A 26,339-nucleotide genomic window follows, 5' to 3' on the forward strand; every position below is an offset into this window, starting at 1 on the left:
AAAATCGACTCGATCTTTTCAAAAACTGAGTCAATCTTTTTGGAGATTGACTCAGTTTTTTTGTATCCTCTGAAGTTTACAAGAACTTAACCACCTTATCTTGCTCTAATCTTTGCTTTGGATTAAACTCCAGCTGATTGCTATCTTCTGAATTTCTGTATCCAATGGCTACCGCCAAAAGAGGCTTGTGGTGCTCTAGCTTCAAGATGTCTTGGTATTTGTCCGCTTCTATCCCTTCCATTGCAGTGCTGTCTATTCCTAAATCTGCACAAGCCGAAAGGAAAAAAACTAACGCTATATAAACCTGCTTTTGTAGCCACGCTTTCACCTCTGCTTCAGGGCGTGGTTTTATCACCTGCTGATAGTAGCCAATAGCCCCTTGTGGAAGATACTCCTGAATCTGTTGCTCAAAGTGTGATAAACTATCCACCGCATTGAAAACCACCAAATGGCTGGCGTTTTGAATTTTCTCTTTATTGAAGAATGAAGCTTCTGCCAATTGATTTTTAATCGCCTCATCAGATACAATGATGAATTGCCACGGCTGGCTATTGATAGACGATGGGCTTAGTCTTAATATCTCTGCTAATTGCTCCACTACCTCATCAGATATTTTTTTATCAGCGTTATAGCTCTTGGTAGTATATCGGTTTTTTGCTAATTCTAAAAACTCATTATTTCAATCAATTATTATTGGTTAGTATTCAATTAAATCTTTGTCAGTTTTGCAAATTTAAGGATAAGGTTTTTCTCGCCTTCGTTTTGAAAATGAACTTTAGCTTTGATGTTTTGCGGGTCGGTACCATCTAAAAATATCACTTCACCGATACCAAATCTATCGTGCCGCACTTGGTCGCCCACCTCAATGTCCTCTGCCGCCGTTCCGCTATGGGTATTAATTTTTGCCTTCGCTATAGGCTTTAGGTTTTTAGACACGGGGTTCAGTGGCTCACTGCGTTCTATTTTCTTTTTAGGTTCTATTTTCTTGAAAGTTCTCGGTTCACTTGGAGTGTCATCAAAAATGCTTGATTTCAGCCCAGAGCGATTGATAAACTGCCGTTCTGCTACGGGATTGATGAACTCTATATACTCTGTATTCATCTCGCTAAGGAAACGCGATGGCTCTGCATCTGTGATTTTTCCCCATTGAAATCTGGTAACGGCATAGGAGAAAAAGGCTTGTTTCTCGGCTCTGGTGAGTGCCACATAAAACAATCTTCGCTCTTCTTCTAGCTCCTCTCGTGTAGAGGAACTCATAAAGCTTGGGAAGAGATTTTCCTCTAATCCTACTAGGTGAACCACAGGAAATTCTAACCCTTTGGAGAGGTGAATGGTCATTAGTGCTACTTTATTACCATCATCCTCTTGGTTATTATCTTGGTCGGTAGAGAGGGCAATATTTCCGAGGAAATTGGTAAGGCTGGCATCGCCGTCTTCCAATTGATTTTGTTCGTCTATAAAGCCTCTCATAGAGTTGAGTAACTCCTGCACATTCTCCAATCGGGAGATGCCCTCTGGCGTTTGGTCTTCTTTCAAGGATTTTATTAGTCCACTGCGTTTGGCGACTTCCATAGATACCGTATAGGCATCTTCTGTTTTCAGCATCACTTCAAAGGCTTTTATCATTGACCAAAAATCTGCCAACTTATTCAAAACGCCATTGTTGAAGCCTAATTGCGTGGCGTAAAACCCGAGGTTATCCAAAACTTGAGCAATAGAAATGCCTTGTGCATCTGCAAATACAATGAGTTTATTCTGAGTGGTTTCACCGATGCCTCGCGTAGGATAATTGATGATTCTCAGCAAAGCTTCGTTGTCATTAGAATTGACCAATAGGCGAAGGTAAGCCACCAAATCTTTTACTTCTTTTCGTTGATAGAAAGATAGCCCACCATAGACCCGATATGGAATATTTTTCTTCCTCAAAGCATCTTCAAATGCTCGAGTCTGGGCGTTGGTTCTGTAAAGAATAGCAAATTCATTAAAATGGCGTTGCTGAGCATTGTGCAGTTCCCAAATGTTTTTTGCTACAAAACCAGCTTCATCTGCATCTGAAAGGGCACGGTAAATTTTTATTTTTTCCCCCACTTCATTATCGCTGAACACATTTTTCTTAAACTGTTGTTCGTTTTTAGCAATCACATCATTGGCAGCATCTACAATATTCTGTGTAGAACGGTAGTTTTGCTCCAAAGAGACCGTTACAGCATCTGGATAATCTTTTTTAAAATTGAGGATGTTATAGATATTAGCTCCACGGAAGGAGTAGATAGACTGGGCATCATCTCCCACCACGCAGATATTTTCAAATTTTGAAGCCAAAGCCTTTACGATGAGATACTGAGAGTGATTGGTATCCTGATACTCATCTACCAAGATATATCTGAAACGGTCTTGGTATTTAGCCAAAACCTCTGGAAACCTCGTTAGGAGTTCATTGGTACGCAGAAGCAAATCATCAAAATCCATTGCTCCATTTTTAAAGCAGGTTTCCACATATTTAGCATAGATGGTTCCCATATGCCCCATATTGGCTTTTTGGTCAGCTTCTATAAGTTCTGGATTATTGTTGTATGCCCGTACGGTAATCAGGTTGTTTTTATACGCTGAAATTCTAGACATCACCTTTTTGGGTTTATAAACATCGGTGTCTATATTCAGGTCTTTAATCACTTTTTTCAAGACATTCTGAGCATCTTGCGTATCATAAATGGTAAAATTGGAAGGAAAGCCAAGGTAATGCCCTTCGCTTCTGAGGATTCTTGCAAATACAGAGTGAAAGGTACCCATCCAAATACTTTTAGCATCGCTATCCCCTACCACTTTGGCAATACGCTCTTTCATTTCTCGGGCGGCTTTATTGGTAAAGGTAAGGGCTAAAATATTGAACGGACTAACGCCATTAGTTATCAGGTGAGCGATTCTCATCGTCAGCACACGAGTTTTTCCCGAACCAGCACCAGCAAGTACCATTAGTGGGCCTTCTAAAGTGGTTACAGCTTGATATTGAGCATCATTAAGTCCTTTCAGATAATCCATTTTCCAATTCTTTTTTTGAACCCACAAAGTTAAGATTTTTGATGGAAAAAACTATCATCTATCTCCCCCGAGAGACTATAAAAATGGTTCATCCTTTATAGCTTTGAGTATTACAGAAATAGAAAAGCTGCCCTTAATTAGAACAGCCTTTCAATATACTTTCAATAAATAAAACTATTAAAACTTCAAATCGCCATTGACTTCTCTTACGGCTTTTGCAGCTTCTTCAAACTTCGCTTTCTCTGCATCGGTTAGTTCTACTTCAACGATTTTCTCTACACCGTTTCTACCAATAATCGCTGGTACACCAAGGCAAATATCGCTTTGTCCATACTCACCATTAAGCATCAATGAACAAGGAATCATTTTCTTTTGGTCGCAAGCGATAGCGTGTACAATGGTAGATACCGCTGCACCTGGTGCATACCAAGCAGAAGTTCCTAAAAGCTTGGTAAGCGTAGCCCCTCCTACTTTAGTTTCTTCTATTACATAGTTTTGTTTTTCTTCGCTCAAGAAAGCTGTTACTGGCACTCCGTTTCTGGTTGCTTTGCTCAATAGTGGGAGCATTCCTGTATCTGAGTGAGCAGCGATCACCATCCCATCTACATCAGAGATAGGTGCTTCTAAAGCCTCTGCCAATCTGTATTTGAATCTGGCACTATCCAATGCACCACCCATACCGATGATTCTTTCTTTTGGCAAGCCAGAAGTTTTGTGTACCAAATACGCCATTGTATCCATTGGGTTAGACACCACGATGATGATAACATTTGGAGAGTGTTTTACCAAGTTTTCAGTAACTTCCTTCACGATACCAGCATTGATACCGATAAGCTCTTCTCTTGTCATACCTGGTTTTCTTGGGATACCAGAGGTAATCACCGCAACATCAGACCCAGCCGTTTTGCTGTAATCTCCTGTTGTACCTGTGATTTTAGTATCAAAGCCATTAAGCGATGCTGTTTGCATCAAATCCATTGCTTTACCTTCGGCAAAACCTTCTTTGATGTCCACTAATACTACTTCTGAAGCGAAGTTTTTCATTGCGATGTATTCTGCACAAGATGCACCTACTGCACCTGCTCCAACTACGGTAACTTTCATATTTTTACTTGTTTTTAATTATGTTTATCGTTTATTAAATAATATTCATATTCTGATGTTTTCAATGATATTTCATCTTTATTTCCCTTTACTAAATGAAAATATCTAATCATCCGCCAGCACTGACTTTATCTAAAAAAAACTTTAGAATATAGACACTATAATTTTCTCTTTTATTTCCGTGAAATAAGGCTCTTTTATCATTCCTAATCTTTTGATAATGGTCTCATCTGGGTTAGCCGTTATCAGTTGGCACTTCACAAAACTTTGCTTTTCCATTTTAAAGGTCAGCATCTCATCTGTCAAGGGATAAGAATACTCATCATTATAATTTTTAGATGAAATAAGCACCAGATAAACAAAGCCCTCCGCCTCTTGCAGTTCATCATTTAAAATGATGATGGCAGGGTGAGGCTTCATCGCCCCATTAGGAAAGAGAAAATTAATCTCCACTACATCCCTCTGATGATATCTCATACCTTACAGATATTTAGCAAAAACCGATGCTGCATTTTTCTGTGCCGTGAGTAGGAAGGCTTTTTTTTCTTCCTCCTTTTCCTTAGCTTTTTTTATTTCTATATTCTTTTTTCTTTGGTTTAGCCTTAGCTTTTTATTTTTCACTTCCATAATATTTTGTGCTTTTAGTTTTATTGATAATATACTTTAAAATTCCTTTTCATTATTAATTGGAAGGAACCTATACAAAAACAAAGCCTTTCATCATTCCCAAACCTTATTTTTTATGCTTTCAAAGTTACAAAATATAAATGGTCTTAGCAAGAAACATTTTTCTATGATGCTCTTTTATGCTTCGCCATCATCGGCAACTTCAGCTAAAATTGCTATTGCCTGCTGGGCATCTGGGGTATTCACCCATAGCTGATATAGCTCCGTAAGGGACATCACCGCTACATTGTTCACATATTCGTTTTTGATGTACGAAAAAATCCCTTCTGATTCTAATTTGCTTTTTTTCACCTGCAACTCATAGAGGTATGAGGACTCATAAATCATTGTAAATTCTGCCATAGCCAAGGTTTTATTGTTCTTTTTCAAAATAAAGGCGATAGTATTTTCCCTTTTCGTCTTCGCCCGTTTCAATCATTTTTCTATCACCATGAACATAGATGTGAAAATTTTTGTCCAACTTGATAACCGATTTAAAGTGTCTTTGCTGTTTTTTCACCGCCGATTCATTGATAGGAAAATCCTCAGAGATAGACACCTGCATTTCTTGTTCGTAATCAGTTTTAAAATTAGAAAAACTCTCTATTACGCTTTGGTCTTCCAAAACTTCATTGGCAAATTCATCAAAATTGAAAGATTCCTTTTCTTTAAAGAAATTGATAGATTTATTGAGGAAATCCGCTTGGTCTGCTCTGGATACTTCAAACTCCTGAGGCAGCTGCTGCGTGATATAGTCTTTGTACACCTGCAGCGTTTCTTGGGTATGGAAGTAATCATCACTTCGCTGTTTTACCTTTAAGAAATCTTCAAACCAATAGTAAAAATCGCCATTTTTATTATTATCTATCACAGAAAGTACATAGCCATCTTCCTTACTATTGTTGTAGATAATGGCACCTTTGTCTAGTTTCCCTAGAGATATCCCATAGTCTTTTTCTAGCTGATAGCCATCTTCATCGTTAGGAAAAATCTTAAGAAAAGGGTCTTTTTTTTCGGTTTTAAAAATCCCGATGGAGTCTATCTTACCAGCATCAGTTTCCTCGCCTTCAAAATAAACTACAAAAAGCTCCCCACCCTGCACACGAGGATTTTCTGCCACTTCGTAGAGGTGTTTTGCAATGTTTTCGCTTTCCCAAACAAATTTATCCTTATCCTCAAAAATCTCCGAAACGGAGCTGTAAACAGGATTATTGACCAAATAAGTATCACTATAAAAATGAAACTTCTCCTCTGATTTGAAAGACGATAGAAAAAAATCATTCAAGAGTTCCTTCATTTCTTCTTCCAGATGCAATTCTTCTTGAGAAGTAAAAAGGTTCTCGTTATTAATCTTATTTCCTACCCTATGCACTATAATTTTTGAAAACATTGTCCTTTGATTTATAATGAGCAAATATAAGCATTAGCTGGCGTAAAAAATATACCCTCGCATTTTTATTCTAAATTACGCAGTGAATCATTTCTCAAAACAACACCCTCCCAAGAAGTGATTTCTGGGAGGGTGTTGATATTATTTATTAACGAAATGACCGATTGCACACAAGAAATTACGCTTGTAAATACACTTCTTTTATCAGCTCCGTAATTTTCGTATTGCTAAACTGGGTTTTGAACGAAACTTTTACCGCTCCATTGAAAAGTATTTCTGCGTGTTTTATCTTTTGTTTTTCTTCGTTTCGCAATTGATTATCTCCCGCAACATCTTTTGTTTCTACAATAAAATGCAATTGTTTTTGTCCGTCGGCAAAGTCCAATACATAAGCAAAATCAGGAGAGTAGCTCGCCCCACCTGCCACAGGAATCTTGATAGAGTTTTTTGGTATTTTGGTAAATACAATCACTTCTTTTATTTTCTCTGTTATATTTTTCTTTTCCAAATCAGAATCATAAAACAATTCTTCAAAGAGGTAATTCTCGGCAACTTTGTCCTCACTAAACTGCACCCCGATATCCCCTGCATTGATTTCTTGCAATGGATTACCTTTAGCATCGGTGAGCTTTGTTGGGTGAATACTATTATTTACCTGTTGATAAGCAATAGAAAATTTATCAATAGCATTGTGCATTAAAAACTCATTGAACCCTTGTTTGATAATCCGAATAGTGGACGCATTCAGATATTTGTCTATCTCTATACCTGCATCTACAAATGCCTGATGAATGGTTTTTAGATTGATATGTAAAACCTTTGCCAATTCTTTGATAAAATCACTATACAACATTGTAGATACTGGTGTGATTTCATCATCAAAAATTGAAACTTCCGCATCTAACAAGGCTTCATAGTCCTGAATAATGATTTTTTTCTCTCTATGTTTTAAACCTTCTATCTTGAATCTCTCTTTTAACCCTACAAAAAAGGTTTTTAATAGAGCTTCAAATTGCTTTTCATCATCAAATTTATATTCCAAAATCACTTTTTCATTCAGCTTTTCCCATAAGGCTTTCAGCTCTGCATACTTCTCTGTACGCACACTGATTTTCTTCGGAGCATCGGTTGCCTTGCGGATTTTAGATGAATTCACCCCTTGGAAAATATTTGGATAGTGCTGTTTAATGTATTCCCATCCACCTTCTTTAAAGGTATTATTACGCTTTATAATTCCTTTATCATCTAATTCTTCTAACAAATCATCTTCTGTAACGCCATAAGATGCTGTGATTTTCTGGATAATATCATCGGTTAACTTTTCTGGAACCGACTCAATAGAAATTGCTCCCGATTTCTCGTTAATCTCATTCACCAGCTTATCTACAAAATCTGACTCTGTAAAATCCACAAAATAGTTGAGGTAAAACTGCTCGTCTTTTACACGATTGCCATATTCATTCACTGGCAAACGCAAGCCACGCCCTACCTCTTGAAGTTTTGATATTTCACTACCACTGCTTCGGAGTTTGCATATTTGGAAAACATTCGGATTGTCCCACCCTTCACGCAAAGTCCATTTAGAAAAGATAAAACGGCGAGGATTGTCCAAATCCAAAATCGCTTCCTTATCGTGCAAGATTTCATTGATTTCTTTTTCTATTTCCTCATCTTTATCCGAGTTATCTTTGGAGAAATACCCTCCGTGTGTAGCCTCTATATTGGCTAATGTTTTTTCTAAAAATGCCTTGTAAACCGCATTGGTTTCTGTCTGTAACAGGCGTTCTACTTCGGCTTTGATGTATTGCTCTACCAACTGACGCAAATTCCCGTCTTTATTGCGATACTCTTCTATATTATCAATAAAAAATAGTGTGAGTGGCTTGATGCGTACTTCGCGAGTAAGGAGGTCTTTTTCTATTTCAAAATGCTTTTTAACGGCTTTTTGCACCATTATTTCTTGTAGGGTTTGAGCATAAGAATACGGATTGATTTTGTCTCCCTTTTTCATCTCCAAGCCATTGGAAAGCACTACTTTGGATTTATTCATTTGCTCCAAAAACAAATCAGTCATCTGCGGATGCACACGGCTCAAACTATCACCTTTGCTTATTTTGATGGTCTTTTTGCTTGTTCCCTCATTCACTTCAAACGATGCTTCTTTACCATCGGTATCAATGAGTTTTACCAGTGCATTTTCACCTTCTTGAAACTCGGTAATATGACCAATAACGCCTTTTACCAAATTTTTGGAAAAAGCATCTACTGCCGAAAGGGTATAAACCAAATTCTCGGTTTGTGTAAAAGTAGCCCCATAACGCAAAATCATCTGCGGTTGCATCTTTTGGAGATTGTCCCAAGTTTTGTTGTCTTGTGAGAATTTATGCGGCTCATCTATAATCATAAACGGGCGTGTGGCTGCAATAGCATCAAATGGAACGCTGTATTTATCAAATAATCCTACATCAAACTTCTCTGCCAATGTTTTAGAATTAATCATACCTGCATTGATAATCATTACCTGTATGCTATTCTTGTCAAAATCACCTGCCGTTACAAAATTGTTGATTGCCGATGGAATATAACTTTTCTTTGATTTTTTACTCGTTTGGCTCTCTACAATATGCAGTTTCAGAGTTTTGCCATACTGCTCATAAAAATGCTCTCGCGAAGAATCAGATTTTAAGAAATTGATCGTTCCTGCCTTGATAGACAAAGTAGGAACCACCACAATAAACTTGAAAATACCATAATGTTTATTGAGTTCAAACATTGTTTTGGTATAGGTATAGGTTTTCCCCGTACCTGTTTCCATCATTATATCTACAATGTTTTTTACCTTGTAATGCACCAACCCCTCTGGTAAAACACAGGTTTCTATTCCTCTTAAATTCCTCCAATACTGAAAATCTTTATAATCTAACAAAGGATTGACGCACTGCTTATCCACACCATCGGGTAATACTTTATTCACACGCTCAAAAACACGCAGAGTGGCATCCACTGCCTGTTGCTGATGGTCGAGATTTTTTTCAAAATTAAATCCTTTCATATTAATACCGTGTAATAAAATCGATGTCTATATTTTTCTTGTTGTTATAGGTTTTGATGTTTTCTGCTATTTCGCGTAAGGCTTTGCTTTCAAAATAATAACCAAAGGCAATAATTGCTGTTGGGTTAAAATAAGCATCGGCATCAATCTTTTCTAACAAGGCTTTCAAAGTTTCCGTACCGAAATCTTTGTGCATCAAATAGAGTTTTTGTTTGGTATAATAAGCCGTATATCCCGCCAAATCCACCGTTTGTACTGGCTCTGTAAGTACAATACCATCAGAGGTTTTCCAAGTGGTGAATAATGCTTTTATATCTTCTTCGGTAAGCTGGTTGTCGTCAAACAATTGTGGAGCATTGGCAAGCTGTGTGGCTTGAAAATCATAATCTTCCCAAATAGGCGTGGTCTCAAAAATCTTGAATGAGTTTTGAGTTTTGAGTGTTAAGTTTTTAGCAATTTCTGCTTTGTTTTCTTCCGTATCTGGTTCGTTTTTTAGTTTTTCTATCTTGCTATCCAGCTCTGCATTGATTTGTTTGGCGGCACGAATAATACGCTCTTTGGTAATTTCAAAAATAGTTGGGGGCGTAACTCCTAATTCCTTTTCTACAAAATCATAAGCAGTTTTGCTTTTCTTTGGATCAATAAGTTCTGGGAGTTGCACCAAAATAAATTTTCTATTGCCACCATCTTCTGCATTGAGTTGCATTACAGAATGAGCGGTTGTTCCACTACCCGCGAAGAAGTCGAGGATTAAACAATCTTTATCAGAATATAATTGCAAAATTCTTTTGATAAGATTAACAGACTTGGGATAATCAAAAAGCATTTTTCCTTCAAATAGTTTTTTGAGAGATTGACTTGCTTCTTGTGAATGCCCCACTTCTGTATACTTCCAAATAGTCATTGGGGTAATTCCATCTTTTTTTAATTCAGATAAAAATCTTTTAATACGAGGAACTCCATTTCCATCACTACCAAACCAAATTCTATTGTCACGGAGTCTCTCAGCGAATGCATTCGCTGAGAGACTCCAACTGCGTCCAGTTGGAGGCTCTATCACCCGCCCCGAAGGGGCGGTGATAGGATAAATATTTTCTAAGATTGCTGGACCTACAGAAATATCACTACTTGACCAAACTCCGCGAGGATCATTATCTGGATTTTGGTAACGATTATTTACTTCTTCATTTCTTGTTAGTCCATTATTTACTGCAAAGTTTATATTTTTTGCATACACTAAAATATGGTCGTGAGATGTGGAAAAGTGTTTCACTAAATTAACAGGAGCATAAGCCCTTTCCCAAATAATTTCAGAAATAAAATTCTCTTCCCCAAACACTTCGTCCATCAAAAGGCGGAGCTGTGCTACTTCATTGTCATCAATAGACACAAAAATCACCCCATCGCCTTTTAGGAGTTGCTTGGCAATGTACAAACGCGGGTACATAAAGGTAAGCCACGCCGAGTGGCTGTTGCTATTGCTTTGGGTAAACTCCAAAATGCGTTTTGCCTCGTCCTCACTTACTCCTGCCAGCTCTTGCAGTTGTTTGGCGGTAAACTTGCGGTCGTCATTATACACAAAACCATCACTGCCCGTATTATACGGCGGGTCTATATAAATCATCTTCACCTTTTCATAATAGGCGTTGGATAGGTGTTTTAGCACTTCCAGATTATCCCCTTTTATCAGGAGGTTTTCACTATTGGCATTTTCAGGTTTTGCATTGTGGGCTTCATCTTCTCGGAGCAAAGTAGTAGCCGCATCACTTGCCAACACTCTAGCATAGGACTTACCGAGCCAATTCAGAGCATAGCCCTCTTTGGCAATATTCATCCCCGAGCCTTCCAATTCTTCCCGAAACTTTGCAAAATCAAAATCGCCGTTTTTATCAAAACAATGCGGAAAGGCTTGTTTGAGTTTTTCCATATTCGGATTGATAGCGTGTATATTGTGTGTGAGGTTTTGTTCTGTGTTCATCTTTATTCTCTGAATTTTACCTATTTAACAATGTCAAGTTTTTCGTTTTTAGTAGTTTAAGATTCAAAACTAAATGCACTATAAAACTTAAAATTTATAACTACAAATTACGCATTTAAAATTCACAATCACAAAATTTAGTATTAAAAAACTTAAAATAGTGCTTAGGGTTGAGTGTTGAGTTCTTAGTGCTTAGTGTTGAGTGTTTAGTGTTTAGTGTTTAGTGTTGAGTAACTCAAAATTCAAAACATTGCAAGGCAAAGCCTGTACTTCTGTCTATCTGCAAACTGAGACCGTAGCATAGCCCTGCTATACCTAACCCAAAAAGAATGAGGCTGCCCGAAATGTTCTGGCTAACTTTTTCTATTTAGAAATTACCTCCCCGAAGGTGCTGGCTAACTTTTCCTACTATGAAATTTCCTCACGGAAGATTCCCACTGACTTTTCCTACTATGAAATTCTCTCCCCGAAGGTTCCCGCTAACTTTTCCTACTATGAAATTTCCTCACGGAAGATTCCCGCTGACTTTTCCTACTATGAAATTCTCTCACAGAGGGTTTCAATATCCTATTTAAACATTTTCCCCGCCTCAGCTTTGCTGAAGCGGGGAAAATTTATATCCTATTGAATTAAAGCTAACTTAACGTTAGAGTTAAGCATTAGAGCGTTTCTTTCAGCCATTCAAAAAACTCTCGTTGCCAATTCAGAGCGTTATGAGGACGAAGCACCCAATGGTTTTCATTAGGAAAATATAGAAACTTCGATTTTAAGCCTTTCAACCTCGCTGTTTGAAACGCTTGGTTGCCTTGCTCATAAGGCACTCTAAAATCTATCCCCCCTTGGATTACCATTATTGGTGTATTCCAGTTTTGAGAATAATTGCTTGGATTAAACTCCGTATATGCCTTTGGTGTAGGTTGGTCCCAAGGAGCTCCCAAATCCCAGTTGGCAAAGAACAATTCCTCTGTAGTACCATACCAAGATTTCATATCATACAATCCATTATGGGCAATAAAAGTCTTAAAACGATTCTGATGAATCCCCGCCAACATATACACGCTATAGCCACCATAGCTGGCTCCTACTGCACCTATTCTATCGCCATCTACATACGGCAATGTTTTGGCAAAATCGGTAGCCGCAAGGTAATCTTGCATCACTTGCCCACCCCAATCTTGGGATATTTGTTCATTCCACTGCGTACCCCAGCCTGGCATTCCTCTACGGTTGGGAGCTACTATAATGTAGCCATTAGCAGCCATTAGGGCAAAATTCCAACGGGTGCTGAAATACTGCGTTAATGCAGACTGTGGCCCACCTTGACAATAAAGTAAAGTAGGATATTTTTTATTAGGGTCAAAATGAGGTGGATAGATAAACCATACGCCCATTTCTTTACCATCGGTGGTTTTCACCATTTTTAGTTCGGTTTTAGAAGGGGTTATCTGGGCATAAAAATCTTTATTCACCGCCGTTACGGGGTTCATCTTACCATTAGCAAGGTTTACGGAGAAGATATCAGGGTTATGATTAACATCGTTTCTTGTTACAAACAAGGTAGATTGATGCTGTGCGATGATGGCATTCACATCAAAATCTCCTTTGGTAATAGGTGTTACCTTCTGCGTTTTAGTTTCTACGGAAAACAATTGCTTAGTCCCTCGGAAGGCTGCTGTAAAGTAGAGTTTTTTAGCATCTTGCATCCAAAACACATCTCCTGTAACGCTTTCGTCCCAGTTTTTTGTGAGGTTGGTTTTGGCTCCTGTTTTCCAATTCATTATATAGATATCGTTCTTATCTGCTTCATAGCCATCTCTTGCCATACTTTGCCAAGAAAGATACATTCCATCAGGAGAGAATTTCGGCGACTTATCATAGCCTTTCATTCCTTCAGTTAAATTTCTAGTGGTGCCAGAGGCTAAATCATACGCAAAGATGTCTGTATTGGTAGAAAGTACATAGTCTTTCCCACTCAAAGGTTTTACCACATAGAGCAACTGATGAGAATCTGGACTCCAGATAAAGTCTTCTGCTCCGCCAAACGGTCGCTGTGGCGAGTCCCACGCTTTTCCTTCTAGCAAGTCTTTGGCTTTATCCACAGATTCAGATTTCTGAACTACGAAAATATGATTGTATTTCCCTTCATTGAAATAATCCCAATGGCGGTGATTAAGGTCGGTATAAACTTGAGCAGTAGAATTGGGCAAATCGGAATATTTTTCTTTGCCATAGACTGTCTCTACCTGCACCTCTTTGCTGAACGCAATCTTTTTCCCATCGGGAGAAATCACAATATGATCAACCTTGCCAATGGTATAAAAAACTTCCCAAGTTTTTCCAGAGTCTTTAGAAATCAAAATCTGCTCTTCCTCATAGGCATACAGCCCATTTTTATCCCATTGTATCAATGCTTTTTTGCCCAAATCTATCTTGGCAGATTGCCCATTAAGAAGATTGAGGAAGTAGCTTTCAGATTGGCTTTTTTCCGTTTTTACATCGGTTTGGCTCACCTTGTATATCAACGATGTTTGTTCTGGTGAAACCGCAGAAACGCCTATTCTTCTAAGGGAATGCAAAAGTTCTGGCGTCATTACTTGCTGTGCATTCATAAGGAAAGGTACTGCAAGAGCTACCAAAGTTTGTTTAATTTTCATTCTACTTTATAAATTTATTTTTTTGAAATTTAATCTTTTAGCAATAGAGAATTCAGTATAGAAGTTACAAAAGACAACGCTATACTGAATATGAATGCCCACCAAAAACCATTAACCACCATACCAACTACAAAATAATCTACCAAAAGAATAACAATGGCATTGATGACCAAAGAGAATAGTCCCAAGGTAATGATGGTAAGTGGCAAGCCTAAAAATTTTAAAATAGGCGTTACAATCATATTAAAAAGACCTAAAACCAATGCAAATACAATGGCTGAAGAAAAATCTGTAAAGCGGACGCCATCCAAAACATTGGTAAGCAAATAGGCTACTACCGCTGTGATGAGCAATCTTAAAATAGCATTCATTGTGTTCAATTTTGATGTAAAAATAAGATTTTTATTTGAATTAACGGCAGGTAATAGGGTGCGGTTTATCTTTCAAGACTTTTATATTTCTTTTCATTATTCCCATTTTAACATAATTTTAATAGTTTAAATAAGGTTTATTGGCACTTTTGTTGTAACTTCACACAGCGAAAATCAAATAGAATTTTAACCTTTAAAAATTAAATATTATGTCTAAAAAATGTGGTAACAATGTAGGTGCTGTCTTGGCAAGTCTTTTAGCTGGTGCAGCTGTAGGTGTGGTTGTAGGAATGCTTTACGCTCCAGAAGAAGGTAAGAAAACCAGAAAAAAACTAAAAGATAAAGCTGACGATTTGGCTTCTCAGGCAAAAGACCAATATGGTAAAACGGTAGATAAAGCCAAAGAACAATATGAGCAAGTATCTGAAAAAGTAAAAAACCAATACGATAATCTTTCTGCTCAGGTCAAAGAAACTACCGATAGAGTGGTATCTTCTGTAAAAGAAGGATATGACAAGTACAAAAACCAAGCAGCCAATACCGTTGCAGAAGTTTCTAAAGAAATTGAAACTGAGTTGGACGCTCTTAAATAAAACCCGCTTCCAATGATGATTTCAGTTTTCCGAATGGAAATATAAAAATTGGGGAAGCTTATATCACTAAGTTTCCCCATTTTTGCAACTCAATTAAATTATTAAACTTATGATAGATATTCTAAAGCAATATGCTGCAAAACGAGCCGACCTCCTGAAAATGGAAGCTACAGAGAAAACCTCCGTAAGTTTGGGTACGGCAGCATTCATTTTATTAGCAGTATTTGTAGCAACATTCTTTATCATCCTGCTCAATATCGGTTTAGGACTTTGGATTGGCTATCTTTTGGGCAATTACGCCTATGGTGTGCTCATTATGGGAGGCGTTTACTTGCTCATTCTTATTGTTCTATTTTTGGCAAGAAAAAGCATTACCAATTCGGTGGCTAATAAAATCATTAAACTGCTTAACCCTTAAAACCTTTTCAAAAAATGTCCACTAAATATAATAGCCTAGAAGAATTAAGACGAAAAAAAGCCCTGCTCAAAAAAGAAGTTCAGGATATGGAAGGTCTACTCACCTTTGAGAATACCAAAGAAAGCCTTAGTGCATTTACCAATGGCTTTACAGATAAATTCCTGATGGAGCAAGTAACCCCAGAGGGAGAAACTAAACTCACCCTAAAAACAGGTAATGTTGCCAAACTTATCGGCAATGAACTCACCAATAGAAGCCGAAAAAACTCCATCATCAATTTTGATAACGATGGCCTACAAGGCAATCTGATAGAAAGTGCCATCAAACTGGGAGGTGTAGCACTCATCGGCAATGCCGCAAAAAAGAACCTAAAAAGCAGCAGCTGGAAACATAAACTCATAGGCCTAGCCATTGTTTATGTCTTGCCTATCGCACTGAGATACATCCGAAACAAAGCGGAAGAATTTCAGCAAAAGAAAAGCATATCCAGTATGGAAAAATTGATATAGCCAATAGCCGTTTTCAGAAACGGTTATTTTTTTGAGAAAATCTCACCTAAAATGATGCCGCACGCCATAGAGACATTGAGGCTCTCGGTAGATTGGTTTTTCCCAAACCTTGGAATGGTAACTTTATGTTTCAATAAACGCTCGGTAGCATCCCGCATTCCGTTGCCCTCATTACCAAGAACAAGGTTGAGCCGCTCAGGAAAATGGAAATCATAGATAGATGAACCTTCCATATCAGTGCCTATACTCTCGTTTTCAGAATGTTTCAGAAATTCTACCAAATCGGTATAGACCACATTCACCCGTGTGAAAGATCCCATTGTTGCCTGAATCACTTTCGGATTATAGACATCCACAGTATCCTGGCTACAAACGATCTGTGGTATTCCAAACCAATCTGCCAAGCGAATCATTGTACCCAAGTTACCGGGGTCTTGTATGCCATCTAAAACCAAATTGAACCCTGCGTCCTCCATCATTTTAGTTTCTGGAATTTCACAGAGTGCTACGGCATCTTTTGGATGCTGTAGAAAGCTTATTTTTTTCAGTTCTGCTGGCGTTATTTTTTGTATTTCGTGAGCAGGAAAATCACCCACCTCATCATTAGTGGAAAATAATTCTTTTACTTTATAGTTAGAATAATAAAGTTCTCTGATGGTTTTACTACCTTCTACCAAAAACAAATTGTATTTTTGCCTGAACTTTCTTTTGTCTAAAGACTGTATAATTTTTATCGTATGAGCCGTAAGCATATCAAGAAATATTTTCAAAAATATCACATATTTTTATCAGTTGCAACTTCTATGGGAATTCTTTACGCTTGTAGCACTACCAAGAAGGTGCCAGAGGGCAGCTATCTCCTCACCAAAAACTCGTTCTCCTACGAGGATAGTAAAGAGCATAGCAATGAGTTACCCGACTATGTAGGACAAAAACCTAACAAAAAAGCACTCTTTTTATTTCCTTTTGGGCTTTGGGCTTACAATCTCGCCAATCCTAAATATGATACACTACTTAATGAATACACTACCTATCCTTCGGAAATGAGAAATCAAAAACTGAGAGATTCTCTATTTATTAAGTACGAAATGCCTCAGTCGGTAGGGAAAAACTTATTCATCAATCGTTTTTTGCACACCATTGGCGAAGCTCCTGTTATCTTAGACGAAGCCCGAACGGAAAATAGTACCGAGAATATCCAAAAAAGACTCATCTACCGAGGTTTTTGGGATGCTCAAGTAAAACATCAGCATATTCTGGATTCTGCCTCCAAGAAAGCGGAAGTTAATTACACCATCAAACACGGCACACCTACCAGAGTTTCAGAGTATTATTACAATATTCAAGACCCTGAAATCAAAAAAATCTACGAAGGTAGCCATCATAAAAGTACTATAAAGGCTGGTGATATCCTAGACCAAACCAAACTAGAAGCTGAAATTGCCCGCATCAATCAGCAGATGAAAGATGAAGGTTTTTATAAATTTAACAGCTCTAATGAAGAGATTTTCTTCACCGCAGATACGCTAAACAACCGAAAAAATGTACCACTGGTAATGGACATCCGAAAGGATTCCTTGGGAACTCCTTACAAAAGGGCTACCATAGGGGATATTAATGTACATATACTAGAAAAACTCTCCGATACTTTGGAAACTTCCAAGGAAACTTTGCGTGGCATTCAGTTTCACAAATTAGACCAACAGTACAAAACCAATGCTCTGTGGCGTCCCATTATTTTAGCTACTGGCGAGGTTTACAAACAAAAAAATCTAGACCTTACCAAACGAAATATTGCGGCGACCAACAATTTCAGCATTATTGATTATCGGGAACGCATCAGAAAGGGAACTGATAGCATCTTGGATGTTTCCTATTATCTGGCACCTTTGCCTAAATATGATTTTCGTGTTGCCACAGACCTAAGCTACTCGCAGATTCTCAATCTGGGGATTTCACCTTCTGTGGACCTTACCAGTAGAAACATCTTTGGCGGTGCAGAAAACCTTACTGTGGGTATCTCTGGCATCACGGGGCGTGTGGTAGATTCCAAGAATACAAGCCAAAGGATATTCGCCTATGAAGCCTCTCTACAATCCTCTCTTAGCTTCCCGAGATTGCTCCTCCCTTTTAAATCTTACAAGCTGATTCCCAAACGGTACTCTCCTACTTCTGCTATCAATCTAGGAATTTCCGTGCAGAATAATATCGGCTTAGGAAGGGTAACCTTCAATAGTGGACTGAGCTACTATGCCAATGTCAATGATGTGGTCTCTCACAAACTATCCGTTCTCAATACCCAGCTCAGTTTGACCCGAAACAAAGACCGCTATTACGACTTCTTCCCTACCGAAGGTGCCATTAGAAATGATATGTTTAGCCTATACTCTCCCGATTTGTACAATCGGTTTTTGGCAGGGGAAATCACATCAGATGAAGCTTCCAGAATCATTATGGAAGACCCTTCTTTTCAGAGTACACTTACGGGAGAAAATTTAGACTTGTTCAATAACTTTGTCCAATCTCTCATCAATAAAGACCGACAGACGCAGGATGTGCTCATCTCTTCCTTAATCTACAATTTTATCTACAACGAAATCGGGAAAAAAGGCTATCGTAATCCATTTTATTTCAGTGGAAAAATAGAAACAGCGGGAAACCTCTTTAACCTATTCAATAGCCGCTCTCAAAACGAAGGGCTATCTACACAGAATATGCAAAAAACCATCTTTGATATTCCTTACTCACAGTTCGTGAAATTTGATGTAGATGTTAGAAAGTATTTTCACTTTTTCAATGGTAATCATACGCTAGCATTGAGGCAATTCATCGGTATTGGGATTCCTTATGGCAACTCTACGCGTATGCCTTTTGTAAGGTCTTATTTCAACGGAGGCTCTAATGATATCCGTGCGTGGCGGGTCTATGGTGGACTGGGTCCTGCGGATTCTCAGCTGGACGAACGCGTGCGGGCTTTCATTATGAACAATATGAAGCTAACCACCAATATAGAATACCGATTGCCTTTCTCTCCAATGTTTGAAGGTGCTGCCTTTGTAGATGCGGGAAACATTTGGGCTCTGAAAGATACAGGCTCTGGGGATGAGTTTAAATTCAATAAATTCATTTCTCAAATGGGGGTAGGTGCTGGGCTTGGCGTTAGGGTAAATGTTGCCTACATCACGCTCCGTTTAGATGCCGCTTGGAAGGTGCACGACCCTAACCAACCCCTAGGAAACCGCTGGGTGATTGGAGATACTTGGAAACCCACCCTCAACTTCGCCTTTGGATATCCGTTTTAATTGGTTGATGGTTGTCGGTTGATGGTTGATGGACATTTAGCTAATGGTTAATGGTTTTCAATTGTTAGAAAGCTAGAAGGTTAAGAAGTCTTTCTTCCTTCTTCCTTCTTCCTTCTTCTTTCCTCAACAACTCAAAACTCAACACTTAGCACTCAAAACTCAAGTTGGTTGTCGATTGTTCTTCGGGGGATTAAAAAATTATCCGCAAATTTGTAGTATCAAAACAAAGAAAACCAATGGATAAAAATATAAAAAACACTTTTCTACCTCTAGTGGGAGTAGAGAGCGAACACAGTGCCCGAATCATAGAAGGGGCTCTTGCCAAGGTAGAGGGCATTGTTTCTGCAACGGTTGAGCTCAACAATCATCGGGTGCTTATCCACACAAGCCAGCCCGATACTATTGCTGCAGCAATGGATACTATTCAATCTCTAGGCTATGAAGTACCAACGGTAAAGGCTTCGTTTCCTGCACTAGAAATGTCTTGTGCCTCTTGTGCAGGTAGCATAGAAAATGTTGTGAAAATGCAAGAGGGCATACTCTACGCTTCGGTCAACTTCGCTACGGGCTTCCTTTCGGTAGAATATCTACCTAATATCACCAATCCCTTTCTACTGCAAAAAGCTGTGCAAAAAGCTGGTTTTGACCTACTAATAGAAAACAATTCTGTACAAGACACCCTAGAAGACCTACACAATAAAAAGTATCATCAGCTAAAAACACGCACCTTATGGGCTATTGCCTTAGCTTTTCCGGTAATGGTTATTGGGATGTTTTTTATGGATATGCCTTATGCCAATTGGATTATGTGGGCTTTTTCTACCCCAGTAGTCCTATGGCTAGGGCGAGATTTCTTCCGCAATGCGTGGAAACAAACCCTACATCGCTCTGCTAATATGGACACTTTAGTTGCCCTTAGCACAGGGATTGCCTACCTCTTTAGCGTGTTTAACACCTTATTTCCAGAGTTTTGGCACCGAAGAGGATTGCACGCCCACGCCTATTTCGAGGCTGCAGCCGTGATTATTGCCTTTATCCTCCTAGGAAGATTATTAGAAGAAAAAGCCAAAAGCAACACTTCTACCGCCATTAAAAAACTCATCGGATTACAACCCAAAAGCGTTACCATCTTGCAAGACAACGGCTCTGAATTGCAAATTCCCATTGAGCAAGTTGCTATTGGCAACCGTATTTTGGTAAAACCAGGGGAGAAAATTGCCGTAGATGGCGAGGTACTTTCAGGCACTTCCTTTGTAGATGAGAGTATGCTCAGCGGTGAGCCTATCCCTATGGAAAAAAAGGCATACGACCAAGTCTTTGCAGGAACCATCAACCAAAAAGGGAGTTTCACCTTCCGTGCAACCAAGGTAGGCAGCGAAACAATGCTTGCCCAAATCATACAGATGGTGCAAGATGCCCAAGGCAGTAAGGCGCCTGTGCAGAAAATGGTAGATAGAATTGCTCGCATCTTCGTTCCCTCTATCCTGATGATTGCCGTGCTTACCTTTGTTTTGTGGAATGTTTTCGGAGGAGAAAACGCCTTGATTCAAGGACTTCTCTCTGCCATTACGGTACTCGTTATCGCTTGTCCGTGTGCTTTAGGCTTAGCAACTCCTACTGCCATAATGGTAGGTGTGGGCAAAGGTGCCGAAAAGGGAATTTTGATAAAAGATGCTGAAAGTCTAGAACTAGCCGAGAAAATAGACGCCATTATCCTCGATAAAACAGGTACCATCACAGAAGGCAAACCACAGGTAACAGACAGCCTATGGATAGAAGATGTTTCTACTCTAAAAAACATACTCCTAAGCATCGAAAAACAATCCGAACACCCATTGGCAGAAGCCATCATACAACATTTTTCCCAATCGGAAATGGTAGAAATTTCGCAGTTTGAAAGCATTACAGGCAAAGGAGCAAAAGCCACCTACAACGGTGATGGATATTGGGTAGGCAATAGAAAACTCCTTACCGAACAGCAGATAAACATTCCATCTCAACTGATAGATGCCTCAAAGCAATGGGAAACCCAAGGCAAAACCGTCATTTGGTTTGGCAATAGCCAACAAGCCCTTGCCGTATTTGCCATTGCAGATAAGATAAAAGCTACCTCCAAAGAAGCAATCTATCAACTACAAGCAATGGGAATAGAGGTGTATATGCTCACAGGAGACAACCACGCCACTGCCAAAGCCATAGCAAAACAAGTAGGAATATCCCAATACAAAGCCGAAGTATTACCGCAAGACAAAGCTGATTTTGTGAAAGCTTTACAGCAAAACCAACGCACCGTAGCAATGGTAGGCGATGGTATTAACGACAGCACAGCCCTTGCCACCGCCAATGTGAGCATTGCAATGGGCAAAGGAAGTGACATTGCTATAGATGTAGCCAAGATGACTATCATCTCTTCTGATTTGCTAAAAATACCTCAAGCCATACGAATTTCTAAAGCAACAGTACAAACCATCAAGCAAAACCTATTCTGGGCATTCATCTACAATATTATAGGAATTCCCCTTGCTGCAGGCATCCTCTACCCTATCAATGGTTTTCTATTAGACCCAATGATTGCAGGTGCAGCAATGGCACTTAGCAGCGTAAGTGTGGTGAGCAATAGCTTGAGAATGCGATATTTTTAGTTGTTAGTTGTTAGTTGACAGTTGTTAGTTTCCCCTTCGGGGGACTAGGGGGATAATCCTTTGGGGTCAGGGGGATATTCGGGGGATGTTTTATTGTAAGACATAAATAAAGTATTTCGTGACCTAGTAAAATTTAACATCAATTGCTTTATTCGTTAAAAAATAAATGGATTATATCGTTAAAATATTTATTTTTACTGACCAAAATAAATAAATATGAGTTATTGTGGATTTGTAATTTGTGATTGTTATCAAAAAGGTAAAACAACAGAACCTCCTTACAAAGAATATGTTGTATTTGACGAAGACGGATTATACCTTGAGTTTCCAGACAACCCTAATGCAACAGATAAAGATTGGGAGGACGAGTTTGAAAAAGAAAGAGAATTTAATGATTGGAAAAATACAGCTTGCCCCCACGAAGAAATGGAATATGTTTATGAAAATATCGCAAACAATATGGGGATGAGTGGTTTTAGAGCATTTATTGCTGAAAATGGTGGCGAAAAAGAGTATCCTGTTCTCAGTAAATATCTTCCTAAGGCTAACGGTGGCTGTCTTCCTGCTAATAAAGCTCAAGACGCTTATAATGAACTTCAAAAATTACAAAATAGTAATAAAAATTTAGATAAAGTAGTTTTAAGAAATAAAAAAAACGACGAAATCATAATGATTGGTAATTATGATGATGATATTCCTTTTGGATTTTTTGACAAAAACAAAATGTTTTTATTAAGCAACGAAGGATTTCATATATTAGAAGAGAAAGAAGAACAATATTACATTATTTTTCAATCAACAGATTTCACTGAATACATAGAAGACGAGAAAAATATTACTTTTGTTTGTAATAAAACCAAAAGAGGTCTTAGTAATTGTTCGATGTCTTTAAGAAACGATACGGGAGAATCTGTCAATGAGTATATAGTGGAAAAAAAGCAATATGACTCTTCTTTTTATTGGAACTCTGTCATAGTATCTTTAGAAAAGCTCCTTATAGGCTCGATAGAAGTTGGCAACCCCGTACATTGGTGCTAATATAATTGAGAGAAATAAATAAACAAATAATTATCCCTAAATAAACTCCTTACAATGTTAGAAAAAGCAATAGAAATAGCCAAAATAGCCCACGCAAATCAAATAGACAAAGTGGGAAAACCTTATATCTATCATCTTATCCGAGTGATGGATAGTGGAAAAACCGAAGTGGAAAAAATATGTGGTGTGCTTCACGATTTGATAGAAGATACGAATTGGACTTTTGATGATTTAAAAAATGAAGGCTTTTCAGACGAAATTATAACTATTTTAGATTGCGTAACTAAAAGAGAAAACGAAGACTACTCCAATTTCATAGAACGAGTGAAGCAAAACCCTATTGCTGTAAAGATTAAAATCAACGATTTAAAAGATAATATGGATATCACACGATTAGAAAAAATAGACACCAAAGATTTAGAACGCCTAAACAAATATTTGAATGCTTACCATTATTTAAAAACAACCTTAACATCTGATTTATGAATACCAAACAATTTCAATTCAAAACCAACCTCAACTGTGGCAACTGCGTGTCTAAAGTGCAAAACGAACTAGACAATGCTCCCAACATCCAAGAATGGAGCGTAGATACGGATAATCCGGAGAAGATACTAACGGTAACGGCAGACGAAAATGCCCAAGAAACCATAGAAAACATCGTGAAAAGCAAAGGTTTCTTGATAGAAATAATATAAAAAAAAGAAGGTAATAACCTTCTTTTTTTATACCCATAATATGGCTCTAAATCCTCTTACAGAATAGTAGGAGTCTGCCCCATTGTGGTAAAAAAACACACGACCGAAGCGGTAGTCTCCAAACAAAGCCCCTCCCAATTGCCGCATTTCTTCAGGTGTTTTTAGCCAACTAGAAGTTTTGGTATCTACTGGTTCTACTGTTTGTAAAAAAACATACTCATCTTCAGACAACAAGGATACGCCCATTTTTTCGGCTTCTTCACACGCAGACGAACTCGGTTTGTTTTGTTTGCGAGACTGCCAAGCCGCTAAATCATAGCACAAACTTCTACGCCCTTTCGGACTTTCTTTAGAACAATCACAAAAGCAAAAAGCATCACGAGAAGCATCATACAAAATCACATCGGGCTCACCCTCGGTTTGTTCCATTTGATATAAACTCCATAATTTCTCTGGGTTTTTGCGTAATTTTTCCTCTACTCTATCCCAAGACATCTCTAAATGACGATGGGTATTCTCTTCAAATCGCGTTTTCAACGAAAGCAACAAGCTTTCTTTCTCTGATTCTGAAAGTAATTTCATAAACTTCTTTTTATTTTACAAAACGATAACCCAGCCATAGCAATACCAGCCATATCGGAATCAAAACAACGGATACCGCCATCCCTGTTACCAGCATAATGCCCAATATAGCCACCAGAAACACAATGCTGATATAATTAGAATACGGATATAGAAACGATGGAAACTTTGTAGTAAAACCTTCCTTAGCCTTCGCTTTTCTGAATTTCAGATGCGTCAAAGAAATCATTACCCAATTGATAATCAAGCAAGAAACCACCAGAGACATCAGAATTTTAAACGCCTCTTCTGGAATCAACTTATTGATGATAATGCACAAGCCTGCGAAACCACTTGATACTAATATGGCTGTGATAGGAGCCGCATTGCTGTTCAGTCGCTTCAAAAACCGAGGTGCATCTCCCTGCTCTGCCAGTCCAAATAGCATTCGGCTATTGCTGTACACACAAGAATTATAAACCGAAAGGGCTGCCGTTAGCACAATCAGATTCAGAAAATTAGCCACAAGCTGAGCTGTAGAAAACTCTTTCCCGAATACACTAAAATTCAGCACTTTCAGATTATCAAAAACAGTAACAAACGGACTGGTTTCCGTGGTAATGCTTTCCCAAGGTGATAATGAAAATAAAATGACCAAAGCCCCTACATAAAAAATTAAAATTCTATAAATCACCTGATTGGTGGCCTTCGGGATATTCTTTTCGGGGTGCTCTGCCTCTGCCGCAGTAATACCGATGAGCTCTAGACCACCAAAAGAAAACATAATGATAGCCATTACTGCTAATAAACCCTGATAGCCGTTTTCAGTAGGCTGAAACCACCCTTTGGGGAAGAATCCTCCGTTGTTAACCAGGTTTTGTACTGTTGCTTGCTCACCTCCCGTCCCTGATAACAAGAGGTAGCTTCCGAACAAAATCATTGATATAATAGCCACAACTTTGATGATGGAAAACCAAAATTCTGCCTCGCCAAACAATTTCACCGAGCCTAGATTAAGAGCCGTAATCGCCAAAAAGAAAAAGCCACTAGAAGCCCACAACGGAATATCGGGCCACCAATATTGTACATAGATGCCAATGGCGGTAAGCTCTGACATAGAGACCAAGATATATAAAATCCAATAATTCCACCCCGAAGTAAATCCTGCAAAACTTCCCCAATAGCGGTGTGCAAAATACGAGAATGACCCAGATACTGGCTCCTCTACTACCATCTCGCCCAACTGACGCATAATAAAAAAGGCAATAATCCCTGCCAAGATATACCCTAATATCACTGAAGGCCCTGCTAATACCGCCGCAGGTCCAATGCCCAAGAATAATCCTGTGCCTATAGCTCCGCCCAAGGCAATCAGCTGGATATGCCTATTAGACAAGCCCCTTTTTAGTTTCGGTTCTGTATGTTGTTCTTCCATTATCAATTACAAATAAAGGAACAAATGTAGAAAATAATTGCTTAGTACGGATATTAAATTTTTATTTCTGAGTTTCCCAGCCAAAAAAAATCTTAGTGCAATTGGTGCTTGTATTATAATTTTTTGTAAATTTGCAAACTATTGTATGAGAGGGAAAATCCCTGCATTATGCAATGGAAATGTATTGATAACAAAAATAAAAAAAGCAAAACAATGCCAAAACTAAAAACGAAATCAGGTGCTAAGAAGCGTTTTGCTCTTACCGGAACTGGAAAGATCAAAAGAAAGAATGCTTACAAAAGTCACATCTTAACAAAGAAAGAAACTAAGCAAAAGAGAAATCTTACGCAAACTTCTTATGTAGCTAAGGTGGACGAGAAAAGCGTACTTCGTCAATTAGCCATTAAGTAGTTTTTATAAATCCATATTCGGTTTATAAGAATTAGACAACAATTCAAGAATTTTAACCCTGAATATCAGCCCAAAAGTTTGATGCAATAAGCAACGCTGTATTCAAAAAAAACAATTTTAAATTATGCCAAGATCAGTAAATGCCGTAGCTTCTAGAGCACGCAGAAAAAAAGTTTTAAAACTGGCTAAAGGTTATTTCGGAAGAAGAAAGAACGTATGGACAGTTGCTAAAAATGCCGTAGAAAAAGCAATGCAATATGCTTACCGCGGTAGAAAAGAGAAGAAGAGAAATTTCAGAGCTCTTTGGATTGCTCGTATCAATGCGGGTGCTAGAGAGAACGGACTTTCTTACTCTCAGTTTATGGGAGCTCTTAAAAAGAACAACATCGAGCTAAACAGAAAAGTTCTTGCAGACCTTGCAATGAATCACCCTGAAGCTTTCAAAGCTGTTGTAGATCAAGTAAAATAATGTAGAATT

General features: G+C 38.4%; 23 protein-coding genes and 1 pseudogene. 10 read left to right on the forward strand and 14 right to left on the reverse strand.

Going from position 1 to position 26,339, the window contains the following annotated elements; genetic code table 11:
* Positions 1–76: 76 nt before the first annotated feature.
* The 11 genes and pseudogenes from ACFFUE_RS01820 to ACFFUE_RS01870 form a co-directional block, all read right to left on the reverse strand.
* Positions 77–673 (reverse strand): annotated as a pseudogene (locus ACFFUE_RS01820) (NAD(P)H-dependent oxidoreductase); the annotation flags it as partial.
* A gap of 35 nt (positions 674–708) precedes the next feature.
* The gene (locus ACFFUE_RS01825) at positions 709–3,039 is read right to left on the reverse strand and encodes an ATP-dependent helicase (RefSeq protein ID WP_376832319.1); all 2,331 of its coding nucleotides are present in this window, start codon (positions 3,037–3,039) and stop codon (positions 709–711) included.
* A 177-nt stretch (positions 3,040–3,216) separates the two neighbouring features.
* Positions 3,217–4,143, reverse strand: coding sequence for a malate dehydrogenase (locus ACFFUE_RS01830; protein WP_327984405.1), 927 nt, complete (start codon positions 4,141–4,143; stop codon positions 3,217–3,219).
* A gap of 144 nt (positions 4,144–4,287) precedes the next feature.
* Complete coding sequence (locus ACFFUE_RS01835) at positions 4,288–4,620, reverse strand: type II toxin-antitoxin system PemK/MazF family toxin (protein WP_376832321.1); 333 nt, start codon at positions 4,618–4,620, stop codon at positions 4,288–4,290.
* A gap of 3 nt (positions 4,621–4,623) precedes the next feature.
* A complete protein-coding gene (locus ACFFUE_RS01840) occupies positions 4,624–4,770 on the reverse strand; it encodes a hypothetical protein (RefSeq protein WP_376832323.1) in 147 nt (48 codons plus the stop codon).
* Positions 4,771–4,947: 177 nt separating this feature from the next.
* Positions 4,948–5,172 carry a putative signal transducing protein gene (locus tag ACFFUE_RS01845; protein WP_376832325.1) on the reverse strand — a complete coding sequence of 75 codons (225 nt, stop codon included), beginning with the start codon at positions 5,170–5,172 and terminating at the stop codon, positions 4,948–4,950.
* A 10-nt stretch (positions 5,173–5,182) separates the two neighbouring features.
* Positions 5,183–6,199 (reverse strand): nucleoid-associated protein, encoded by a 1,017-nt coding sequence (locus ACFFUE_RS01850; protein WP_376832327.1) that lies wholly within the window; start codon positions 6,197–6,199, stop codon positions 5,183–5,185.
* 178 nt (positions 6,200–6,377) lie between these two features.
* Positions 6,378–9,251 (reverse strand): type III restriction-modification system endonuclease, encoded by a 2,874-nt coding sequence (locus ACFFUE_RS01855; protein ID WP_376832329.1) that lies wholly within the window; start codon positions 9,249–9,251, stop codon positions 6,378–6,380.
* Position 9,252: 1 nt separating this feature from the next.
* A complete protein-coding gene (locus ACFFUE_RS01860) occupies positions 9,253–11,229 on the reverse strand; it encodes a site-specific DNA-methyltransferase (protein ID WP_376832331.1) in 1,977 nt (658 codons plus the stop codon).
* 659 nt (positions 11,230–11,888) lie between these two features.
* Complete coding sequence (locus tag ACFFUE_RS01865; RefSeq protein WP_376832333.1) at positions 11,889–13,883, reverse strand: S9 family peptidase; 1,995 nt, start codon at positions 13,881–13,883, stop codon at positions 11,889–11,891.
* A 29-nt stretch (positions 13,884–13,912) separates the two neighbouring features.
* Positions 13,913–14,254, reverse strand: coding sequence for a phage holin family protein (locus ACFFUE_RS01870; protein ID WP_376832335.1), 342 nt, complete (start codon positions 14,252–14,254; stop codon positions 13,913–13,915).
* Between the two features lie 209 nt (positions 14,255–14,463).
* Between ACFFUE_RS01870 and ACFFUE_RS01875 the strand changes: the two genes are divergently transcribed.
* From ACFFUE_RS01875 to ACFFUE_RS01885, 3 genes are all read left to right on the forward strand, one after another.
* A complete protein-coding gene (locus tag ACFFUE_RS01875) occupies positions 14,464–14,847 on the forward strand; it encodes a YtxH domain-containing protein (RefSeq protein ID WP_327984779.1) in 384 nt (127 codons plus the stop codon).
* A 109-nt stretch (positions 14,848–14,956) separates the two neighbouring features.
* Positions 14,957–15,265 carry a phage holin family protein gene (locus ACFFUE_RS01880; RefSeq protein WP_327984780.1) on the forward strand — a complete coding sequence of 103 codons (309 nt, stop codon included), beginning with the start codon at positions 14,957–14,959 and terminating at the stop codon, positions 15,263–15,265.
* Positions 15,266–15,279: 14 nt separating this feature from the next.
* Entirely contained in the window at positions 15,280–15,774 is a 495-nt protein-coding gene (locus tag ACFFUE_RS01885) for a phosphoribosyl-ATP pyrophosphatase (protein ID WP_376832337.1), read from the forward strand.
* 23 nt (positions 15,775–15,797) lie between these two features.
* Here ACFFUE_RS01885 and ACFFUE_RS01890 read toward each other — a convergent pair whose 3' ends face one another.
* Entirely contained in the window at positions 15,798–16,526 is a 729-nt protein-coding gene (locus tag ACFFUE_RS01890) for a TrmH family RNA methyltransferase (protein WP_376832560.1), read from the reverse strand.
* On the opposite strand from ACFFUE_RS01890, the gene tamL reads away from it, so the two are divergent.
* The 5 genes from tamL (at position 16,512) to ACFFUE_RS01915 (ending at position 23,454) form a co-directional block, all read left to right on the forward strand.
* Positions 16,512–19,076, forward strand: coding sequence for a translocation and assembly module lipoprotein TamL (tamL, locus tag ACFFUE_RS01895; protein WP_376832339.1), 2,565 nt, complete (start codon positions 16,512–16,514; stop codon positions 19,074–19,076). The two genes, ACFFUE_RS01890 and tamL, sit on opposite strands and share 15 nt — an antisense overlap.
* Before the next feature lie 236 nt (positions 19,077–19,312).
* Positions 19,313–21,718 (forward strand): heavy metal translocating P-type ATPase, encoded by a 2,406-nt coding sequence (locus ACFFUE_RS01900; protein WP_376832341.1) that lies wholly within the window; start codon positions 19,313–19,315, stop codon positions 21,716–21,718.
* A gap of 216 nt (positions 21,719–21,934) precedes the next feature.
* The gene (locus ACFFUE_RS01905; RefSeq protein ID WP_376832343.1) at positions 21,935–22,756 is read left to right on the forward strand and encodes a hypothetical protein; all 822 of its coding nucleotides are present in this window, start codon (positions 21,935–21,937) and stop codon (positions 22,754–22,756) included.
* Positions 22,757–22,810: 54 nt separating this feature from the next.
* Positions 22,811–23,242 (forward strand): phosphohydrolase, encoded by a 432-nt coding sequence (locus ACFFUE_RS01910; RefSeq protein ID WP_376832345.1) that lies wholly within the window; start codon positions 22,811–22,813, stop codon positions 23,240–23,242.
* On the forward strand, positions 23,239–23,454 hold the full coding sequence (locus ACFFUE_RS01915; RefSeq protein WP_376832347.1) for a heavy-metal-associated domain-containing protein: 216 nt from the start codon (positions 23,239–23,241) through the stop codon (positions 23,452–23,454). The genes ACFFUE_RS01910 and ACFFUE_RS01915 overlap by 4 nt, the downstream gene beginning before the upstream one ends.
* A gap of 27 nt (positions 23,455–23,481) precedes the next feature.
* Here the strand turns inward: ACFFUE_RS01915 and ACFFUE_RS01920 are convergent, their stop codons facing one another.
* Together ACFFUE_RS01920 and ACFFUE_RS01925 are read right to left on the reverse strand one after the other, a co-directional pair.
* A complete protein-coding gene (locus ACFFUE_RS01920; RefSeq protein ID WP_376832349.1) occupies positions 23,482–24,036 on the reverse strand; it encodes a DUF4256 domain-containing protein in 555 nt (184 codons plus the stop codon).
* A 10-nt stretch (positions 24,037–24,046) separates the two neighbouring features.
* Positions 24,047–25,450 (reverse strand): amino acid permease, encoded by a 1,404-nt coding sequence (locus ACFFUE_RS01925; RefSeq protein WP_376832351.1) that lies wholly within the window; start codon positions 25,448–25,450, stop codon positions 24,047–24,049.
* Positions 25,451–25,663: 213 nt separating this feature from the next.
* Here ACFFUE_RS01925 and rpmI point away from each other — a divergent pair, with 213 nt between their 5' ends.
* Together rpmI and rplT are read left to right on the forward strand one after the other, a co-directional pair.
* Positions 25,664–25,861: a 50S ribosomal protein L35 gene (gene rpmI, locus ACFFUE_RS01930; protein WP_327985282.1), complete on the forward strand. Its 198-nt coding sequence runs from the start codon at positions 25,664–25,666 to the stop codon at positions 25,859–25,861.
* Positions 25,862–25,985: 124 nt separating this feature from the next.
* Entirely contained in the window at positions 25,986–26,330 is a 345-nt protein-coding gene (gene rplT / locus ACFFUE_RS01935; protein ID WP_327984787.1) for a 50S ribosomal protein L20, read from the forward strand.
* The last annotated feature ends 9 nt before the right edge of the window (positions 26,331–26,339 follow it).

Origin of the sequence: Bergeyella porcorum, assembly GCF_042427575.1 — a bacterium.
Lineage (GTDB): Bacteria > Bacteroidota > Bacteroidia > Flavobacteriales > Weeksellaceae > Bergeyella > Bergeyella porcorum.

Coding starts and splice junctions, on each gene's coding strand:
- ACFFUE_RS01860 (WP_376832331.1), bottom strand. CDS start 11,229: ATGAACACAGAACAAAACCTCACACACAATATACACGCTATCAATCCG.
- ACFFUE_RS01865 (WP_376832333.1), bottom strand. CDS start 13,883: ATGAAAATTAAACAAACTTTGGTAGCTCTTGCAGTACCTTTCCTTATG.
- ACFFUE_RS01890 (WP_376832560.1), bottom strand. CDS start 16,526: ATGCTTACGGCTCATACGATAAAAATTATACAGTCTTTAGACAAAAGA.
- ACFFUE_RS01910 (WP_376832345.1), top strand. CDS start 22,811: ATGTTAGAAAAAGCAATAGAAATAGCCAAAATAGCCCACGCAAATCAA.
- ACFFUE_RS01850 (WP_376832327.1), bottom strand. CDS start 6,199: ATGTTTTCAAAAATTATAGTGCATAGGGTAGGAAATAAGATTAATAAC.
- ACFFUE_RS01875 (WP_327984779.1), top strand. CDS start 14,464: ATGTCTAAAAAATGTGGTAACAATGTAGGTGCTGTCTTGGCAAGTCTT.
- ACFFUE_RS01920 (WP_376832349.1), bottom strand. CDS start 24,036: ATGAAATTACTTTCAGAATCAGAGAAAGAAAGCTTGTTGCTTTCGTTG.
- ACFFUE_RS01870 (WP_376832335.1), bottom strand. CDS start 14,254: ATGAATGCTATTTTAAGATTGCTCATCACAGCGGTAGTAGCCTATTTG.
- ACFFUE_RS01905 (WP_376832343.1), top strand. CDS start 21,935: ATGAGTTATTGTGGATTTGTAATTTGTGATTGTTATCAAAAAGGTAAA.
- ACFFUE_RS01915 (WP_376832347.1), top strand. CDS start 23,239: ATGAATACCAAACAATTTCAATTCAAAACCAACCTCAACTGTGGCAAC.
- ACFFUE_RS01845 (WP_376832325.1), bottom strand. CDS start 5,172: ATGGCAGAATTTACAATGATTTATGAGTCCTCATACCTCTATGAGTTG.
- rplT (WP_327984787.1), top strand. CDS start 25,986: ATGCCAAGATCAGTAAATGCCGTAGCTTCTAGAGCACGCAGAAAAAAA.
- ACFFUE_RS01835 (WP_376832321.1), bottom strand. CDS start 4,620: ATGAGATATCATCAGAGGGATGTAGTGGAGATTAATTTTCTCTTTCCT.
- ACFFUE_RS01880 (WP_327984780.1), top strand. CDS start 14,957: ATGATAGATATTCTAAAGCAATATGCTGCAAAACGAGCCGACCTCCTG.
- rpmI (WP_327985282.1), top strand. CDS start 25,664: ATGCCAAAACTAAAAACGAAATCAGGTGCTAAGAAGCGTTTTGCTCTT.
- tamL (WP_376832339.1), top strand. CDS start 16,512: ATGAGCCGTAAGCATATCAAGAAATATTTTCAAAAATATCACATATTT.
- ACFFUE_RS01825 (WP_376832319.1), bottom strand. CDS start 3,039: ATGGATTATCTGAAAGGACTTAATGATGCTCAATATCAAGCTGTAACC.
- ACFFUE_RS01885 (WP_376832337.1), top strand. CDS start 15,280: ATGTCCACTAAATATAATAGCCTAGAAGAATTAAGACGAAAAAAAGCC.
- ACFFUE_RS01925 (WP_376832351.1), bottom strand. CDS start 25,450: ATGGAAGAACAACATACAGAACCGAAACTAAAAAGGGGCTTGTCTAAT.
- ACFFUE_RS01830 (WP_327984405.1), bottom strand. CDS start 4,143: ATGAAAGTTACCGTAGTTGGAGCAGGTGCAGTAGGTGCATCTTGTGCA.
- ACFFUE_RS01855 (WP_376832329.1), bottom strand. CDS start 9,251: ATGAAAGGATTTAATTTTGAAAAAAATCTCGACCATCAGCAACAGGCA.
- ACFFUE_RS01840 (WP_376832323.1), bottom strand. CDS start 4,770: ATGGAAGTGAAAAATAAAAAGCTAAGGCTAAACCAAAGAAAAAAGAAT.
- ACFFUE_RS01900 (WP_376832341.1), top strand. CDS start 19,313: ATGGATAAAAATATAAAAAACACTTTTCTACCTCTAGTGGGAGTAGAG.